Source organism: Lysinibacillus telephonicus, assembly GCF_003966145.1.
Taxonomy (GTDB): Bacteria; Bacillota; Bacilli; order Bacillales_A; family Planococcaceae; genus Ureibacillus; species Ureibacillus telephonicus.
This window is the reverse complement of sequence record NZ_RXNR01000002.1, coordinates 26,158-42,767: the sequence shown is the minus strand read 5'-3', so window position 1 is coordinate 42,767 and position 16,610 is coordinate 26,158. Positions and strand designations below refer to the sequence as shown.

17 protein-coding genes are annotated in these 16,610 nt (G+C 34.9%); 11 read left to right on the top strand and 6 right to left on the bottom strand.

Annotated elements, in window-relative coordinates:
• Window positions 1-33: 33 nt before the first annotated feature.
• Window positions 34-1,218: a cysteine peptidase family C39 domain-containing protein gene (locus EKG35_RS00865; RefSeq protein ID WP_126292417.1), complete on the bottom strand. Its 1,185-nt coding sequence runs from the start codon at window positions 1,216-1,218 to the stop codon at window positions 34-36.
• Window positions 1,219-1,624: 406 nt separating this feature from the next.
• On the opposite strand from EKG35_RS00865, the gene EKG35_RS00860 reads away from it, so the two are divergent.
• From EKG35_RS00860 to EKG35_RS00850, 3 genes are all read left to right on the top strand, one after another.
• Window positions 1,625-2,812, top strand: a complete 1,188-nt coding sequence (locus tag EKG35_RS00860; RefSeq protein WP_126292493.1) for an ornithine--oxo-acid transaminase — start codon at window positions 1,625-1,627, stop codon at window positions 2,810-2,812.
• Window positions 2,813-2,908: 96 nt separating this feature from the next.
• Window positions 2,909-3,460, top strand: a complete 552-nt coding sequence (locus EKG35_RS00855; RefSeq protein WP_425462042.1) for an SLOG family protein — start codon at window positions 2,909-2,911, stop codon at window positions 3,458-3,460.
• Window positions 3,461-3,572: 112 nt separating this feature from the next.
• Entirely contained in the window at window positions 3,573-3,884 is a 312-nt protein-coding gene (locus tag EKG35_RS00850; RefSeq protein WP_126292416.1) for a hypothetical protein, read from the top strand.
• A 96-nt stretch (window positions 3,885-3,980) separates the two neighbouring features.
• Here EKG35_RS00850 and EKG35_RS00845 read toward each other — a convergent pair whose 3' ends face one another.
• Both EKG35_RS00845 and EKG35_RS00840 read right to left on the bottom strand, forming a co-directional pair.
• Entirely contained in the window at window positions 3,981-4,205 is a 225-nt protein-coding gene (locus EKG35_RS00845; RefSeq protein WP_126292415.1) for a sulfurtransferase TusA family protein, read from the bottom strand.
• A gap of 18 nt (window positions 4,206-4,223) precedes the next feature.
• Window positions 4,224-5,297, bottom strand: coding sequence for a YeeE/YedE family protein (locus EKG35_RS00840; protein WP_126292414.1), 1,074 nt, complete (start codon window positions 5,295-5,297; stop codon window positions 4,224-4,226).
• A 361-nt stretch (window positions 5,298-5,658) separates the two neighbouring features.
• Here EKG35_RS00840 and fumC point away from each other — a divergent pair, with 361 nt between their 5' ends.
• The 5 genes from fumC to EKG35_RS00815 all read left to right on the top strand — a co-directional run bounded on the left by fumC (window position 5,659) and on the right by EKG35_RS00815 (window position 10,854).
• Complete coding sequence (fumC, locus tag EKG35_RS00835) at window positions 5,659-7,050, top strand: class II fumarate hydratase (RefSeq protein WP_126292413.1); 1,392 nt, start codon at window positions 5,659-5,661, stop codon at window positions 7,048-7,050.
• Between the two features lie 112 nt (window positions 7,051-7,162).
• The gene (locus EKG35_RS00830; protein ID WP_126292412.1) at window positions 7,163-7,879 is read left to right on the top strand and encodes a FadR/GntR family transcriptional regulator; all 717 of its coding nucleotides are present in this window, start codon (window positions 7,163-7,165) and stop codon (window positions 7,877-7,879) included.
• 113 nt (window positions 7,880-7,992) lie between these two features.
• Window positions 7,993-8,709: a (Fe-S)-binding protein gene (locus tag EKG35_RS00825; RefSeq protein ID WP_126292411.1), complete on the top strand. Its 717-nt coding sequence runs from the start codon at window positions 7,993-7,995 to the stop codon at window positions 8,707-8,709.
• A 28-nt stretch (window positions 8,710-8,737) separates the two neighbouring features.
• Window positions 8,738-10,168, top strand: a complete 1,431-nt coding sequence (locus EKG35_RS00820) for a LutB/LldF family L-lactate oxidation iron-sulfur protein (protein WP_126292410.1) — start codon at window positions 8,738-8,740, stop codon at window positions 10,166-10,168.
• Complete coding sequence (locus EKG35_RS00815; protein ID WP_126292409.1) at window positions 10,165-10,854, top strand: LutC/YkgG family protein; 690 nt, start codon at window positions 10,165-10,167, stop codon at window positions 10,852-10,854. Before EKG35_RS00820 ends, EKG35_RS00815 begins: the two co-directional genes overlap by 4 nt.
• Before the next feature lie 273 nt (window positions 10,855-11,127).
• Here EKG35_RS00815 and EKG35_RS00810 read toward each other — a convergent pair whose 3' ends face one another.
• Window positions 11,128-12,036, bottom strand: coding sequence for a DMT family transporter (locus EKG35_RS00810; protein ID WP_126292408.1), 909 nt, complete (start codon window positions 12,034-12,036; stop codon window positions 11,128-11,130).
• A gap of 156 nt (window positions 12,037-12,192) precedes the next feature.
• Between EKG35_RS00810 and EKG35_RS00805 the strand changes: the two genes are divergently transcribed.
• On the top strand, window positions 12,193-13,569 hold the full coding sequence (locus EKG35_RS00805) for an aminotransferase-like domain-containing protein (protein ID WP_126292407.1): 1,377 nt from the start codon (window positions 12,193-12,195) through the stop codon (window positions 13,567-13,569).
• Between the two features lie 167 nt (window positions 13,570-13,736).
• On the opposite strand, the gene EKG35_RS00800 is transcribed toward EKG35_RS00805, so the two are convergent.
• Window positions 13,737-14,204 (bottom strand): carboxymuconolactone decarboxylase family protein, encoded by a 468-nt coding sequence (locus tag EKG35_RS00800; RefSeq protein ID WP_126292406.1) that lies wholly within the window; start codon window positions 14,202-14,204, stop codon window positions 13,737-13,739.
• Between the two features lie 133 nt (window positions 14,205-14,337).
• On the opposite strand from EKG35_RS00800, the gene EKG35_RS00795 reads away from it, so the two are divergent.
• Window positions 14,338-14,778: an Lrp/AsnC family transcriptional regulator gene (locus tag EKG35_RS00795; RefSeq protein WP_126292405.1), complete on the top strand. Its 441-nt coding sequence runs from the start codon at window positions 14,338-14,340 to the stop codon at window positions 14,776-14,778.
• Between the two features lie 323 nt (window positions 14,779-15,101).
• Window positions 15,102-16,052: a carbohydrate kinase family protein gene (locus EKG35_RS00790; protein WP_126292404.1), complete on the top strand. Its 951-nt coding sequence runs from the start codon at window positions 15,102-15,104 to the stop codon at window positions 16,050-16,052.
• A gap of 33 nt (window positions 16,053-16,085) precedes the next feature.
• Here the strand turns inward: EKG35_RS00790 and EKG35_RS00785 are convergent, their stop codons facing one another.
• Complete coding sequence (locus EKG35_RS00785; protein WP_126292403.1) at window positions 16,086-16,589, bottom strand: hypothetical protein; 504 nt, start codon at window positions 16,587-16,589, stop codon at window positions 16,086-16,088.
• Window positions 16,590-16,610 lie beyond the last annotated feature (21 nt).

The following is a 16,610-nucleotide window of genomic DNA, read 5'->3' as shown; positions in this document are numbered from 1 at the left end:
TTTTTAATTAAAAATAAATTAATAACGAGACCATCAAGGGATAATCCAAATTAAATTCATATCTGACTGATAAGTAGTATAGTTGAAAGTTTTAGTTCCAGAACTTGAACCATCTGGATCTAACATTATCACATTTGAACCAGAATACCCAGTTCCTAAAACATAGTGCCAGGAATAAGCTGATGACCCAAAGATAGCCTCCCATATATTTGTAAATCTAATTGCCACTGGATGGCCTGAATTAATTAAATTTTTATACGTACTATATTTATTTGTAGCAGAGGTACGAGCCACATCAAATAAGTTTGAAGTTAAATTTAAGTTTAAATGTTTTCTAAGCCCATCTTCAAAATTAGCTAATGAAGTACCAACAGTACCTGTTTTCATGTAACCTGAACTCGCTAGGTGATTTATAAATTTAGCATCTCCACCATAATATCCGCTATTATTAATAGACTCATACCCTATTGAATAATAATAGTTTGACATCATTACCCCAACTGCTGGTCCACATGATTTCCCTGGTTGTAATACACCTGAAGATCTCTGGTATACTCTTCTAACTGGTAAAGGATTTGAGGCTAGTGGCGTTATAACTGAAGGATTACTATTTTGAATTGCTGATTCAGAGTCTGTAATATTATTTTCCAAATTTCTTTCACTAACTGTTTTTAACTCCAAGTTTTCAATTAATTCAATTTCCTCTCTAATCGAGTCGGTAGAGTCTTCGTCCGAAAGATTATTCAATGTCATTTCATCCTTCAACTTATCAATTAGTTCCGTTTTATTTTTTTCAAATGTTTCGTTTAATTCAATAGTATTCTTTGCTGTGACAATTGACACAGGATTTATAAAATAAATCTTCTCTCCTGAATTTTGCTCAACATCTTCATTCATAAAAGAACCTGTTCCAAATGAAAATATAGTTTCTACATTTTCAGAAGCTGAGACTACAATATACCCTATATTTTGCCCTTTCTCATTGATTATAAAGTGATAACCTAATAGACTATCATCGACATCGTAAATTAAGTTTTCAAAAACCAACTCTCCATATTTCCATGTTTCGGTGTATATACTATTTGCTTTAAATTTTTCAGCTATTATTTTTGCATTATCTAATTCAATGATATTTGCTTTAGCACTAATATTATTAAATGAGATGATACTAAATAATATAATTACTAAGAAGCTAACAATAAATTTTTTTATTTCCATTTCCTCGACCTCTTTGATTTTACCATATTATTACATTGAGGAAACAAAATGTAAATAACTTGAAATTAAAAAGCTTCCTTTGACCTGTAAAAACGACAAATGACATTGAATCTAAGCTAAATTTTAGAACACATTTTTAATTTTTTTGTTAGATAAAAACGTTTTATGAAGTATTTTTCATACTATGAATAGCTACCGAATGTAACATCATTAGAAGGTTTTTACACTCTCTATATCGAATAAAAAGATTTGGATGAAATATGACAGCATATTACAAAAGAGAGAATTAGATTGCGATTAGAAAATATACTGTAATGATGATTACTAGCATCTTTCATTGCGTGTAATTTCACCATGTATATGCTTCTTTTCAATCACCATCATAAAGGGGGAACTTCATTTGACTATGAAATCAACAAGTTTAATTAAACAAACTGAAAACTTTGGTGCAAACAATTATCATCCACTACCAATTGTAATTTCAGAAGCTGAAGGGGTTTGGGTAAAAGACCCTGAAGGCAATAAATATATGGATATGCTTTCCGCTTATTCTGCATTAAATCAAGGCCATCGCCACCCGAAAATTATTCAGGCATTAATCGACCAAGCGAATCGCGTAACACTTACATCGCGTGCGTTCCACAATGACAAGCTTGGCCCTTGGTATGAAAAAGTTTGTGAAATAACAGCGAAAAACATGGTATTACCAATGAATACAGGTGCAGAAGCTGTAGAATCTGCAATTAAAGTTGCTCGTCGCTGGGCATATGAAGTAAAAGGTGTGGAAGACAACAAAGCAGAAATAATTGGCTGCAACGGGAACTTCCACGGCCGTACAATCGGTGCTGTTTCGCTATCTTCTGAACAAGAGTATAAACGTGGATTCGGACCGATGTTGCCTGGATTTAAATTAATTCCTTATGGTGATGCTGATGCCCTTAAAAAGGCAATCACACCAAACACTGCTGCATTTATTGTTGAGCCAATTCAAGGCGAAGCTGGTATCATCATACCTCCAAAAGGCTTCTTAAAAGCAGCTGAACAGATATGCAAAGAAAACAATGTATTATTTATTGCAGATGAAATCCAAACAGGATTAGCTCGTACAGGAAGAATGTTTGCTCACCAATGGGATGATGTAACCCCGGATGTAATTATCCTCGGAAAAGCACTTGGGGGCGGCGTAATGCCAATTTCTGCTGTTGTTGCAAATAGTGACATTCTTGGCGTATTAAATCCCGGTTCACATGGATCTACTTTCGGTGGAAACCCGCTTGCCTGCGCCGTTTCACTTGCATCTCTTGAAGTGATTGAAGAGGAAAAACTACTAGATCGCTCACTTGAACTTGGCAAATACTTCGTTGAACAACTACGAGCAATTAAACACCCGGCTGTAAAAGAAGTTCGAGGAAAAGGCCTATTTATCGGAGTTGAACTAACAGAACCAGCTCGTCCTTACTGTGAAAAATTAATGGGATTAGGATTATTATGTAAAGAAACACATGATTACGTAATCCGTTTTGCCCCTCCATTAATTATTACGAAGGAAGAAATCGATTGGGCAATAGATCTCGTGCGCAAGCAATTCTCATAATAGTGCGCCATTTAAAGCGGTTATTCGAAATATTATCGAATAGCCTTTTTTTTCGTTAAAATAATGGTGAAGATATTAATTTTTAAGGAGTTAATTATGAAAACAATCTACGTTTCTGGCTATCGTCCACATGAACTTGGAATATTTAATGATAATCACCCTGGTATCCCTATTATTAAAAAGGCAATAGAAAATGAATTAAGAGTATTATTGGACAATGGCTTAGAATGGGTTGTTATTAGCGGCCAACCAGGTGTCGAAACATGGACAGCAGAAGTCATAATAGAATTAAAAAATGAATATCCTAATTTAAAATATTCTGTTATTACCCCATTTTTAGAACAAGAAAAAAATTGGAATGAACAAAAACAACAGAAGTTTCATTTCATAGTAGGTAAAGCAGATTTTGTTACAAGTGTAACAAAACGCACCTATGAGGCACCCTGGCAATTTATCGAAAAAGATAAGTTTATTATTTCCAATACTGATGGCCTACTTCTTGTATACGATGAAGAAAACGAAGCATCACCGAAATACGTTAAGAGCCTAGCACAAAAGTATGCAGACCTTCATAACTATAAAATAATAGAGATTAATGCATACGACCTTCAAGTCATCGCAGAGGAAATGCAGAGGGAGGAATGGTGAACCATAGTTTCATAAAACATTCACCCCTTATTTATTAAATATTCTGACACCTCAAACCTTTTTTTTGTTATACTTATTAGAAATATTTTGTACAAGAAAAGGAGCTGAATCTATGGAAGATTTCAAAATGGTCATTGAACCTAAACCTATTAATATATCTCATGATACTTATAGAAGAGAATGCTGTTACACAAGAGGATTTCATATTCCACACGAAGACTTTGTTGAAATATTAGAGAGCATGTCCCATGACACAAGAATCTATTTTGATTTTCATAATCCTGGGAAAGCCATTACACCTGGAACCTACTTAAATGGACATTCCGGCCTTGCAAGATCCATTGTAAACTACTATCAAAACAAGAAGGACATTGAAGTCAATGGAATTAATAACGGGAAAGATTTTTATGTTAAAATTATTTAATTTCGAGGTGATAATCAAAGTGAATACCAATTAAAAACACCGCCTGTTCGTAAAGCTAAGTAAGCTTTTCAAACAAGCGGTGTTTAAATTTATAAATTATTTCTTTTGAATTGTAATTGTCCATGCAGCTTCATCAGTCTGCTCAAAATTCGTTACTGTGTGCCCTGCTTCTGCTGCCCAGCGAGGAATAGATTCAGTACCTTGAGTACAATCAAAATCCACAACTAATTCATCACCTGAATTAAGTTCTTCAATAGCTTGTTGCGCCTCAATTAACGGAAATGGACAAACCATTCCTAATACTTCTAATCTTTTTTGCATAAGAATCTCCTCCTAAAATTAAACTGCAGCTACTTGCTCTTTTAATTTTGCAGCTTTGGCTTTTTGACGTGGACGAACATAAACAAAATAAGATGCTGTCCAAGTGCCTAAAATCATAAAGATTAGACCAATCCAACCTTGCCAAGTCATTGCGGCTGTCATAACCAAACCATTCCCTATTGAACAACCACCAGCAAGACTAGCGCCAATTCCCATTAAATTACCGCCAACAAAACTGTTTATTCCTGTTTTAACATCAGGCATTCTAAAACGAAATTCTTTGCTTCCTTTTGCTGCAATAAATGAGCCCGCGAAAATACCTAATACTAAAAATACACCCCAGTTAATAAACGTGCTATCGCCAGTTGTTAAATATTGAAGAATATTTGCTGATGGTGTAGTAATTCCAAGACCAAATACACGGCCTGTTGCCGCACTTAATGGCCATGCAATTAATGCAATAACCCCAATTAAAGCCGCCGTAACAAACGGATTCCAACGTTTTTCAAATAAAATATGAGCTAAACCTGTACGTTTTGCTTTCAACGCTGGAATTGCAACTTTAGGCTTTGTTAATTGTTTAAATAAGATAAACGCAACAATTGCTACAAATGGAATGATAATAAACCAATGATTTATTCCAAAAGTATCTGCAATTGAGTTTGTTGGTAAGACTGAACTTCCTTGAATTTGCTGATTAATTGGTGCTAGTACGCCTGATTTCATAATAGTACTCATCAACATATAACCTGCTAATGCAATCCAGCTGCCGATAAGCCCTTCACCTGCACGATACCAAGTACCAGTTGCACAGCCCCCAGCTAAAATAATTCCGATACCAAAAATAAACGACCCGACAATTACAGCAACAATTGGCAATGTTCCTGCAGAGTATTCAAATACTCCCATATCTATTAGTAAAAAGACTCCAACACTTTGTACAGCAATAGCTACTAACAATGCATAAAACATGCGATTGTTTTTAGCTAAATACATATCGCGGAATCCACCTGTTAAACAAAAACGGCCTCTTTGCATTACGAAGCCAAGCAATGCGCCGCAAATTAATCCTGTTATTATCATATAAGCCATAAAATCAGCTCCTTTAATTCTTAGTAAAACAATATGAATATAATACATTGTATGCGACTCAAATTTCAATAGTACATAATTCCTATTAATTTTCTAGAAATTATTATAATTACTAGTTTCATTCTGATATATTTCCTTCTATTCCCTTTTTATAATTTTTTGGAAAATATTAATTGACAACCCTAGTGATAATGATTATCATTATCGTATATTGTTGCTTCTTATTTTCGAGATACCCCCCTCAGAATTCTCGAATAATTTTTATGAAAAATGGCAAATCTATCTTGGGTTTGCCTTTTTCTATTATTACTTCTATTACTGGGTATAACTTACATATAACTATACAAAGGGAGTTGGTAGAATGGATTATCGTATTGAAAAAGACACAATTGGTGAGATTCAAGTGCCTGCTGATAAAATTTGGGGAGCTCAAACACAAAGAAGTAAAGAAAATTTCCAAATCGGTGAAGAAAAAATGCCGATTGAAATTATTCGCGCATTTGCAACATTAAAAAAAGCAGCTGCTATTGCAAATAAAAAACTAGGCAAATTATCGCCAGCTAAAGCAGATGCAATTGTAACGACTGCCGATGAAATTTTAGCAGGCAAATGGGATGACCATTTCCCTCTTGTTGTATGGCAAACAGGTAGTGGGACACAGTCTAATATGAATGTGAATGAGGTTATTGCCTACCGTGCTAATCAATTGTTAGAAGAGCAAGGCATTACTGAACATGTACATCCAAATGATGACGTTAATAAATCACAAAGTTCAAATGATACTTTCCCTACTGCATTGCATATCGCAGCTGTACAAATTGTTGAAAACTACTTAATGCCGCGGCTTCAACTGTTAAAGGAAACGTTAAAAGAAAAGTCAGAAGCATTTAATGATATTATTAAAATCGGCCGAACACATTTACAAGATGCAACTCCTTTAACTTTAGGCCAAGAAATTAGCGGCTGGCACCACATGCTCGTAAAATCAGAAAAGATGATTAAAGTAAACACTGAATTTCTAAAGGATCTTGCTATTGGTGGTACTGCTGTTGGTACAGGCATTAATGCACACCCACGCTTCGGTGACATGGTAGCAGAAGAAATTAGTACATTAACAGGAAAGTCTTTCGCCTCTTCCGAAAATAAATTCCATGCTTTAACAAGTCATGATGAAATCGTCTCTGCTCACGGTGCACTAAAAGCACTTGCTGTTGATTTAATGAAGATAGCAAATGATGTTCGATGGTTAGCAAGTGGTCCTCGTAGTGGAATTGGTGAAATTACAATTCCGGAAAATGAACCAGGAAGCTCCATCATGCCAGGTAAAGTAAACCCTACACAAAGTGAAGCAATGACAATGGTTGTTACACAAGTAGTTGGAAATGACGCAACAATTGCATTCGCGGCTTCACAAGGTAATTTCGAATTAAATGTATTCAAGCCTGTTATTATCTACAACTTCCTGCAATCTGCACGCCTTCTTGCAGATGCAATGAAATCTTTCAATGATAACTGTGCAGTTGGTATCGAGCCGAATATGGAAGTGCTTGAGAAAAACCTTGAAAATTCTTTAATGCTAGTAACTGCATTAAACCCATATATCGGGTATGAAAATGCTGCAAAAATCGCGAAAAAAGCTCATAAAGAAGGATCAACTTTAAAAGAGGCTGCTATTTCATTAGGTCTTCTAACGGAAGAACAATTTGATGAATACATTGATCCAAAGAAAATGATTTATCCAAACGCAGAATAATCTCTTTACCCTAAACCGTCCGTATTACGGGCGGTTTTTTATTCTATAGAAACAGGCCATTGAATAAAATATAATCAATAATAAGAAAGAAACATGGGAAGGTATTAATCAAATGCAATATAAAAAAATAAAACCTAAAAAATTATATGAGCAAGTTGCAGACATCATTGAACAACAAATTTTAAACAAGGAAATACTCCCTGGGGAAAAGCTTGACTCAGTGGAGCAACTGGCAAAACATTTCGAGGTTGGCCGCTCTGCTATTAGAGAAGCGCTCACATCATTGCAAGCGAAAGGGATTGTTGAGATTCGACATGGAGAAGGTACATTTGTACGTAAATTGGGGGCTGAAGATATTCAACTACTTATACCTAGTTCACTTATTTTTGATAAGGAACAAATTAAAAACATTTTTGAAATTCGAAAAATACTTGAGCTTGGTTTAATTGAAAATGCCGCAAAGTTCCGGACTGAAGAACACCTTGAAGTATTACGCAACACTTTACAAATTATGGAGAAATCAGTCTTTGATGCAAACACCAGTGGAGAAGCTGATATTTTATTTCACCATACAATATCAGAAGCGGCAAATAATCCTTTGCTAGTTACGATGCTGCAAAATGTTTCAAGTACGATAGCACAACAAATTATTCAAACTCGAGAACTACTATCCTATTCGGAACGAGGAGCATTGCTGCAGCTTCATCAAGAACATGTTGATATATTTAAAGCGCTTCAAGAACAAGATTCACAGCAAGCTAGCAATGTAATGAAAAAACATTTACTGCATGTGGAAAGTCTTTTGTTTAATCACTTAGAAAACAAATAATCCCTTAAAATAGATAAATTTATTCTATTTTAAACTTTTATTCTATAGTCATCATATGAGCTGTTGACTATAAATAACATAAATTGTAAAGTGTTCTTAATAGGGGGGATTTTATGAAAGTTTCATTATTTGCAACCTGCTTAGTCGATATGTTTCAAAGCAACATTGGCAAAAGCACCGTTGAACTTTTAGAGAGATTAAATTGCGAAGTAGAATTTCCAAAGGAACAAACTTGCTGTGGGCAGCCTGCCTATAATAGCGGGTATGTAAAAGTATCAAAAGAAGCAATGAAAAATACGATTCGAGCATTTGAAAAGTCTGAATACATTGTCTGCCCTTCCGGCTCGTGTGCCAATATGATTAAGGATTATGAGCACATCTTTCAAGGAGACTCTGAATGGCAGGGTCGTGCAAAAGAGATTGCTAGTAAAACTTTTGAGTTAACTCAATTTATTGTAGACGTTCTTAAAGTAGAAGATGTAGGAGCAAAGCTTAATGGAAGAGCAACATATCATCCATCTTGTCATATGACAAGGTTGTTGCAAGTAAAAAATGCTCCATTAACACTCCTTAAGCATGTTAAAGGACTAGAATTAATTGAATTGCCTCTAAAAGAAAATTGCTGTGGATTTGGTGGGACTTTTTCCGTCAAAATGGGGAAAATCTCCGAAAAGATGGTAGATGAAAAAGTATCGTCGGTGCAAGAAACAGATGTACATTATTTAATCGGTTCTGATGCTGGGTGTTTAATGAATATCGGTGGTCGAATTGACCGGAAAGATTTAAATATACAAACCTTGCATATTGCAGAAGTTTTAAATTGTCATTAGTTCATTAATCTTTTAGGGGGCCTTTTCTATGGCAATGAAAATATCGAATGATAAATTTACTGATAGATTAGAAACAAATTTAAAAAATGACTTTATGAGAAATGCTGTTGCTTCTGCTCAAGAGAGGTTGCAATCCAGACGAAGCCTGGCAGCGGAAAGTTTAGGAAATTGGGAAGAATGGCGAAATCATGGTGAAGAAATTCGTCAACATGTTTTACAAAATCTTGACTACTACTTGTATGAGTTAAGCGAAAATGTGTCAAAACGTGGTGGGCACGTATTTTTTGCTCAAACTGCTGAAGAAGCTTCAAATTATATCGTTTCCATCGCAAAACAAAAAGAAGCAAAGAAAATCGTAAAATCAAAATCGATGGTCACGGAAGAAATAAATTTAAATCAACATTTAGATGAAATCGGCTGTTCCGTTGTTGAAACAGATTTAGGCGAATACATTTTGCAGCTTGACGACCACGATCCACCGTCACATATTGTAGCACCTGCTCTTCACAAAAATAAGGATCAAATTCGAGAAGTTTTTGCCGACAAAATCGAATACACAAATACTTCGAAACCTGAAGAGCTAGCATTGCATGCTCGTAAAGTATTAAGGGAAGAATTTTTATCTGCAGATATCGGCATTACTGGCTGTAATTTTGCTGTTGCAGAGACAGGTTCCATCTGTTTAGTAACAAATGAAGGCAACGCTGATCTAGTATCCGCATTGCCAAAAACGCAAATTACGGTAATGGGAATGGAACGTTTAGTGCCAACGTTTGAAGAAATGGAAGTACTTGTCAGCATGTTAACTAGAAGTGCTGTCGGTCAAAAGCTAACTAGCTATATTACAGTTTTAACAGGAGCAAAACAACCTTTTGAAGTAGATGGACCGGAAGAATTTCATCTCGTCATAGTCGATAACGGACGTTCTTCTATTTTAGGCGGAGAATTCCAATCAATTTTACAATGCATCCGTTGTGCAGCATGTGTTAATGCTTGTCCAGTTTATCGTCATATTGGAGGCCACGCATACGGCTCCATTTATTCTGGCCCGATTGGAGCAGTTCTCTCCCCTCTTCTTGGCGGCTATGATGATTATAAAGAATTGCCTTATGCATCTACTTTATGTGGTGCATGCACAGAGGTGTGCCCGGTGAAAATTCCGCTTCATCAATTGCTTCATAAACATAGGGAAGTTATCGTTGAAAAAGAGGGGCGCGCACCACTAAGTGAAACTGCCTTAATGCAGGCATTTGGTTTTGGAACTGGCTCAAGCACTGTCTATAAATTAGGATCGAAAGTGGCCTCTACTGTTATGAAGCCTTTTGTTAATGAAGAGAAAATAAAAAAAGGACCTGGACCGTTAAAAAACTGGACCGAAATACGCGACTTCCCTTCTCCTGAAAAGGAACGGTTCCGTGATTGGTTCGAAAAACGGAACAAAGGAGGTAATCCATCATGACGATTCAAAACCGAGATTCTTTTTTACAAACGATATCCGAAAAATTAGGACGTACTGCACCTCTTACCAAAAAACCTGAAATCCGTTGGAATCATCTGCCTCAGCATGAAGTGTTAAAAAACACATCAAAGGATGAATTGGTTCAAATATTAATAGAGCAATGTCAAAACATCCATACTTCCGTTCACCTTTGTGATAGTGCATCTTTAGCTGAAACCTTAAAAATAATTTTTGATCAATATGGCAACGGCTCGATTATATACACTGACGACAATCGTTTTAGTGAGCTGCGAATTGATTCTTTCTTGCAATCCCAGCCCGAAAGCTTCAAGTGGCAACCAGAATTATTGGAGCAAAACATAACAATTGCAGATCAAGCGAATATTGGTATAGTCATTAGCGATGTTACACTTGCTGAGTCAGGTACGATTATGTTGCAAACAAACGAAAAGAAAGGTCGTGTAATTTCTTTCTTACCAACAAACTCGATTGCCATCGTGCCAAAAAGTTCAATTGTTCCACGCTTTACTCAGGCTGCTCAGTTTTTAAGAAGCATTGACGGACCAGTATCTTCATGCATTAACTTCATTACAGGTCCGAGCAACTCGGCAGATATTGAAATGAACCTAGTTGTTGGTGTTCATGGCCCTGTTCAAATGACATATGTGATTGTTGAAGATTACTAGATCAAAGCCTATTAAGTAGAAATAGAACAGGGCAATGTTAAAAAACGTCATTTTTCTTGATAAAAAATGACGTTTTTTACATGAAGAAAATTAATCCATTCCGTTACGCTTCCACCCTTCACTCCAATCAATTTTCATAAGTTATCCGATTCTAATGAATTCTTTCAAATAATCTACTTATTGTTCTTCACCAACATCATCCAATAAACCATGAATCTAAATTCCCCGTTAGAAAGTGAAAAGATAGTTATGTTTTTCCTAGTAGTTTAACCCTTACGCTCTTTTAACAGGGTTTTCCTCTAATGCATCACCTTTTTTTGATACAGGAGCATTTTTGCCTAAAATAACTGAAATAACAACAATCAATGCTATAACAATAGTGAAAAATGTGATAGATTCACCTAGAAATACTGTCGCAAATAAAATCATTAAAAATGGCTGTAAGTACTGAATTTGACTTACTCTTGCTATTCCACCCATAGCCATTCCGCTATACCAAGCAACATATGCTAAAAATTGACTAACTACTGCAAGATAAATAAAGCTAATCCAAGCTTGAAAAGGTGCGTTGATCATTTCTGTTGTCAGATTAAGCCCAACCGGAATAATGAAAAATGGAGCACCGATCATAATGGCCCAAGCAATCACCTGCCAGCTTCCCAGCTCTTTTGCTAATCTTCCACCTTCCGCGTAACTAAGTCCTAGTATAATAACTGCTGCAAGTAAAGCTAAATCCGCAAATTGCAATTGTCCAAATCCAAGATGAAGTGCATACATAATAACAGCTAGGGAACCGATGACACTTGAAATCCAGAATTTAATAGACGGCACTTCACCTGCTCTAAACATAGCAAATCCAGCTGTTGCTAATGGCAACAAGGCTAATTCAACCGCTCCATGGGAAACAGGCAAAGATTCCATTGCCCAAGAAGTGAGGAGAGGAAATCCTAAAACTGCTCCTAAAGCAACAATCGCTAGGCTTTTGAATTGGCGAAGAGAAGGAAGTTTTTCTTTTCGAACAATCAATACCAAAGCTACTAAAATGGCGGCTACGACTGTTCTACCTAAACCAACGACAGTGGTCCCAAAATACTCTACTGCAATACTCGTAGAAGGGAGCGTTAAGCTAAAGCAAATAACACCTAGCAATCCCAAGAGTAATCCAAATTTTTCTCTCTGCATCCTTACCCTACCCCCATATTAATCTTTATCATATCTGTACCATTTCCTTCCTTTACGAAAAACAGTTTTGATATAATTAACATAATAACGGGGTACAAACAATAAAAACATTCTATTTTCACACATCTGTACTGGTACACATAGGAGGGGCGATAAATGAGCTCAAAATATTTGAAAATAATGGGGGAAATTAAGCTTAGGCTTGCAAATGGATCACTTATTGCAGGGAGTAAACTCCCTTCTGTTCGTCAGCTATCTGAGCATTTTTCATGCAGCAAAAATACAGTTATAAAAGCATATACCGAACTAGAAAAAGAGCATTTAATTTATTCTATTTCTAAAAGCGGCTACTACGTTGTGAATGAATATCAAAATGCATCGAATGAAAATGAGGTCATTGATTTCTTATCTGCCGGTCCGGATAAAAATGTTATGCCTTATCTTGAATTTCAACATTGTATAAATCAAGCAATTGAACAATATAAAGAAGAGCTTTTTACATACTCTGATCAACAAGGTTCTTATTCATTACGTGTACAGTTAGTGAAATATTTGCAGGATTTACAGGTGTTCACTAACCCTGAAAGATTAATCGTTGTATCCGGCTCGCAGCAAGCTCTTAATTTATTAGTTTCCATGCCATTTCCAAACGGAAAAAGAAATATTTTGATAGAACAGCCTACTTATTTTGGATTTATTGAATCCATCTCCCTTCACCAAGCCAATACCTTTGGAATTGAGTTATCGATGAATGGAATCGATCTTGATCGTCTGGAATACATTTTTCGAAATAATGATATAAAGTTTTTCTATATTATCCCGAGATTTCACAATCCACTTGGACATTGTTACACGAATAGTGAAAAGAAAAAAATCGTGGAACTAGCAGAAAAATACGATGTTTATATTGTGGAAGATGATTTTTTAGGTGACCTTGATCCAGATACAAAATCGGACCCCTTTTTTGCTTTTAACCCTTCTGGGAGAGTGATTTACATTAAAAGCTTTTCGAAAATTTTCCTCCCGGGATTAAGGATTGCTACTGTCGTTCTCCCGCCATTAATGATTAACAATTTTTTACGATATAAATTCAGTTCTGATTTTAATAGCTCAGCTCTTTCGCAAGGTGCTCTGGAAATTTATTTAAAAAGCGGGATGTTTAATAGTCATCTTAAAAAAATAAAAGAGGTATACCGTACTAAAATGCAAATCCTTCTAGATGCTTGTGAATTATTGCTGCCAGATAATGCTTATTATTCTAAACCAACTTCAGGATTTTATCTTTCCATTAGTTTGCCAGGGAATGTGACAGCAAAACAGATAGTTCATATGCTTAACGAGCAGCATATTTATGTTGATGATGCATCTAGATTTTTTTTACCAGAATTCAAAAAGGAAAACCAACTTCGACTTAGCATTTCACAAGTGGAAGAGAGTAAAATTAAACTTGGCGTGGAACGACTTGCTCACTGTATTAATTTAGTTGCAAACAGGAAAAATAATATTACTGCAAACAAATTTTTAACCTTGTAGATTGGATGTTAAGAATTAATAAAGAACTTTTAAATAATGAGAGCTATCCAAAAGTTCGAAATAATAACTTTTAGGACAGCTCTCTTTAATAAGGAACTTTATTTCGATTTCTTAGGCACTCCATCATTCTATTAAACGTAGTTCCATTTACATGATAATAGACTTGTTTATTTCATTTGCCTTCCATCCAAAATTTGAAAAAGCAACTTATTGAAAGTAATTTTTTCAATAGTTTCTAATTTCATTATTGCACCAAAATATTGCTGAGCCGTAGTAAAAGTAATAAATGCACATAGTTCACTTATTTCTTCTTCAGTAAAATATTCCTTTAAAATATTAAAATGTGAATCGGATATATCACTTCTATGTTTTAAAAAAGCTTCTGCAAATGTTACTGCAATCAATGTTTTTTCATCAAACATAGAAGGATCTGGTTTTCCTTTTGCTGTGAAATATTCACAGCCATTACTTTGGGCTAATGTCCTTCTAACTTGTTCTTTTAATTCAGCAGAGAGCAGTCCATCCTTTTCTAGAACATCTCCTAACTGCGACCACCTTGCCATCACTTCTTTGTTATATCCTAAAAGCCTTTGAAAAGGAGTTTCTCTAAATTTAGATTCAATAATCCTTGTCATATAAGGTACCTCCCTGTTATATTTAATATGATTTAATTATAATAAAGCAAAATATATAATCACATTTAATTCAAAACAAATATTAAATTAGTTCTTTATGAAATTAACGAATACAGGAGGATTTACATTAAAAATGAAAATAGATGATATTGATAAGAGAATACTGGATGAATTACTAAATAATAGTCGTTTATCCATGAGTGAACTAGGAAGAAGGGTAAATTTATCTTCTCCATCCGTAACAGAAAGAGTAAGACAAATGGAGTCATTTGGATTAATAAAAAAATATACCTTAGATGTTGATTACGAAAAATTAGGTTTGCCGATACAATGCATAATAGAGGCAACGATTAAAAACGGAGAATATAATTCTTTTAGAAATTATATAGAGAAACTTCCGAATGTAGAGTTTTGTTATAGAATCGCAGGAAATGCCTGTTATATGCTGAAAATGCAATTTGAAACTCTTGCTAAAGCAGAAGAGTTTATTGATAAAGTCAGTCCCTTTGCACAGACTGTAACACATTTTGTTTTTTCACGTGTTCAAACTAATATAAAATTTGATTCTAATTAAAGTTATAGTAAATATAATCATAGGTTCCTAACCTAGATTAATAAAGGCAACCATCATTAATAATTCCTATTCTATTCGTTCATTATTAAAAACCACTTGCTTCCTCTAAAATAGGAGAGCAAGTGGTTTTTTCTTTATTTGAAAAATAATGTTTTAAAATAATTTTTAACGTTCAAAAACACCTACTACACTAATTATTTTGTTTAGTTTTACTTCTTTCACCTATTTTCATATAGTAAGAATGTCGAAAACTTTTTTAGAGGAATTTTATTTTAAGGAATAGAACTTTATGGTTTAAATAACCTTTTGAAAGGACTTGCAATATGAATCAATCAATTTTATGTGTTGGGGAATGTTTAATCGACTTTTTTTCTCATGAGGCAAATGTCAGCCTTAAGAAAAGCCAAACTTTTATAAAAAAAGCTGGTGGTGCTCCCGCTAATGTTTGTGCAGCAATTTCAAAATTAGGTGGAGAAGCTATTTTTTTAGGTAAAGTCGGGGCCGATCCATTTGGGGATTTTCTTGAAGAAACATTGCAATCTGTGGGTGTACATACAAATCTGCTAGTAAAAGATTCTTCATCTCCTACAACATTGGCGTTCGTGTCATTAGGAGAAGATGGGCAAAGAGATTTTGTTTTCAATCGAGGAGCGGATGCCAATTTAACATTGGATGATGTTCCTTTAGAAATCGTGGGTGCAATGAAAATAATACATTTTGGTTCAGCAACGGCTCTATTAACCCCCCCTTTTAATCAAACATATAAAGAAATATTTACTTATGCAAAAAATAATCGCTGCTTTATTTCCTTTGATCCAAATTTTCGAACTGATTTATGGCAAGGGCGGGAGGAGGAATTTATAAAAATTATTCTTAACTATCTACCACATTGTGATTTTTTAAAGGTAAGTGACGAGGAATTATTTTTATTAACGAAAGAAGACAACATACAGAAGGCTGTTTCTATATTGCATCGATTGGGGGCTAACTGTATTGCAGTTACTCTCGGGAAGGATGGAACTTTCCTATCATATAGCGGCGAATCAAGTACCATTAGTAGCATCCCTATTAAAGCAATAGATACAACAGGAGCAGGAGATGCTTTTGTTGGAGCGACATTACATCAATTAAGCAAACTTGAACATCCAAAGTCCATTTCATTCACAGACTGGAAAACCATCATTCATTTCAGCAACAAAGTCGGGGCAATGGTTTGTGAAAAAATGGGTGCAATCGAAGCGATACCTTCTTTGGAAGAGGTTTTATCACGTTAGTTTTTTAGGAGAAAAACAACTCGTTTTTCTCCTTTAATAAGCTTCAATAACAATTGGTCCAAGAGTAATTTTACTTTCCTCCATTCGTAGTTTGAGAGGTGACACATCCTCTGTTATATAATCTTCATTTCCAACGCCCTTAATACTAATTCCATCTAAAGACAAACTTGATGTTCTTACAGCTAAATAATATTTTCCCTTTTCTAATATGAAGCTTTCTTCCAATTGAGAAATGTCTCCAGGTTGAACATTTTCTAAATTCGCTATATCCGGATAACCCGACTCATAATATACTTCCATTTCTTCGTTATAAAGAATAAAGTTTATTTTGTCTCCTGAATATTGAAGGAGTTTTGTTTTTTTACCTTCATAAGTAAACTTCACAAACACTTTAAATTCTTCTTTTGCTTTTACGTTCATTGGTGCTGTCACTTGCAGCGTAAAATCTGGGCTTTTAATACTTGAAGTTATAGGTTTACTATCTAGTTCATCTACTTGATGACTACAGCTTGTTAAAATGTTTATTATCACAATCAAAACAAAAGTAACAAGACAAAT

Bases quoted from the DNA above. Each gene is read 5' to 3' on its own strand.
- EKG35_RS00810 (WP_126292408.1), bottom strand. From the start codon at position 12,036: ATGCAGAGAGAAAAATTTGGATTACTCTTGGGATTGCTAGGTGTTATT.
- EKG35_RS00815 (WP_126292409.1), top strand. From the start codon at position 10,165: ATGACGATTCAAAACCGAGATTCTTTTTTACAAACGATATCCGAAAAA.
- EKG35_RS00850 (WP_126292416.1), top strand. From the start codon at position 3,573: ATGGAAGATTTCAAAATGGTCATTGAACCTAAACCTATTAATATATCT.
- EKG35_RS00795 (WP_126292405.1), top strand. From the start codon at position 14,338: ATGAAAATAGATGATATTGATAAGAGAATACTGGATGAATTACTAAAT.
- EKG35_RS00790 (WP_126292404.1), top strand. From the start codon at position 15,102: ATGAATCAATCAATTTTATGTGTTGGGGAATGTTTAATCGACTTTTTT.
- EKG35_RS00820 (WP_126292410.1), top strand. From the start codon at position 8,738: ATGGCAATGAAAATATCGAATGATAAATTTACTGATAGATTAGAAACA.
- EKG35_RS00830 (WP_126292412.1), top strand. From the start codon at position 7,163: ATGCAATATAAAAAAATAAAACCTAAAAAATTATATGAGCAAGTTGCA.
- EKG35_RS00805 (WP_126292407.1), top strand. From the start codon at position 12,193: ATGAGCTCAAAATATTTGAAAATAATGGGGGAAATTAAGCTTAGGCTT.
- EKG35_RS00825 (WP_126292411.1), top strand. From the start codon at position 7,993: ATGAAAGTTTCATTATTTGCAACCTGCTTAGTCGATATGTTTCAAAGC.
- EKG35_RS00840 (WP_126292414.1), bottom strand. From the start codon at position 5,297: ATGGCTTATATGATAATAACAGGATTAATTTGCGGCGCATTGCTTGGC.
- EKG35_RS00845 (WP_126292415.1), bottom strand. From the start codon at position 4,205: ATGCAAAAAAGATTAGAAGTATTAGGAATGGTTTGTCCATTTCCGTTA.
- EKG35_RS00800 (WP_126292406.1), bottom strand. From the start codon at position 14,204: ATGACAAGGATTATTGAATCTAAATTTAGAGAAACTCCTTTTCAAAGG.
- fumC (WP_126292413.1), top strand. From the start codon at position 5,659: ATGGATTATCGTATTGAAAAAGACACAATTGGTGAGATTCAAGTGCCT.
- EKG35_RS00865 (WP_126292417.1), bottom strand. From the start codon at position 1,218: ATGGAAATAAAAAAATTTATTGTTAGCTTCTTAGTAATTATATTATTT.
- EKG35_RS00855 (WP_425462042.1), top strand. From the start codon at position 2,909: ATGAAAACAATCTACGTTTCTGGCTATCGTCCACATGAACTTGGAATA.
- EKG35_RS00860 (WP_126292493.1), top strand. From the start codon at position 1,625: ATGAAATCAACAAGTTTAATTAAACAAACTGAAAACTTTGGTGCAAAC.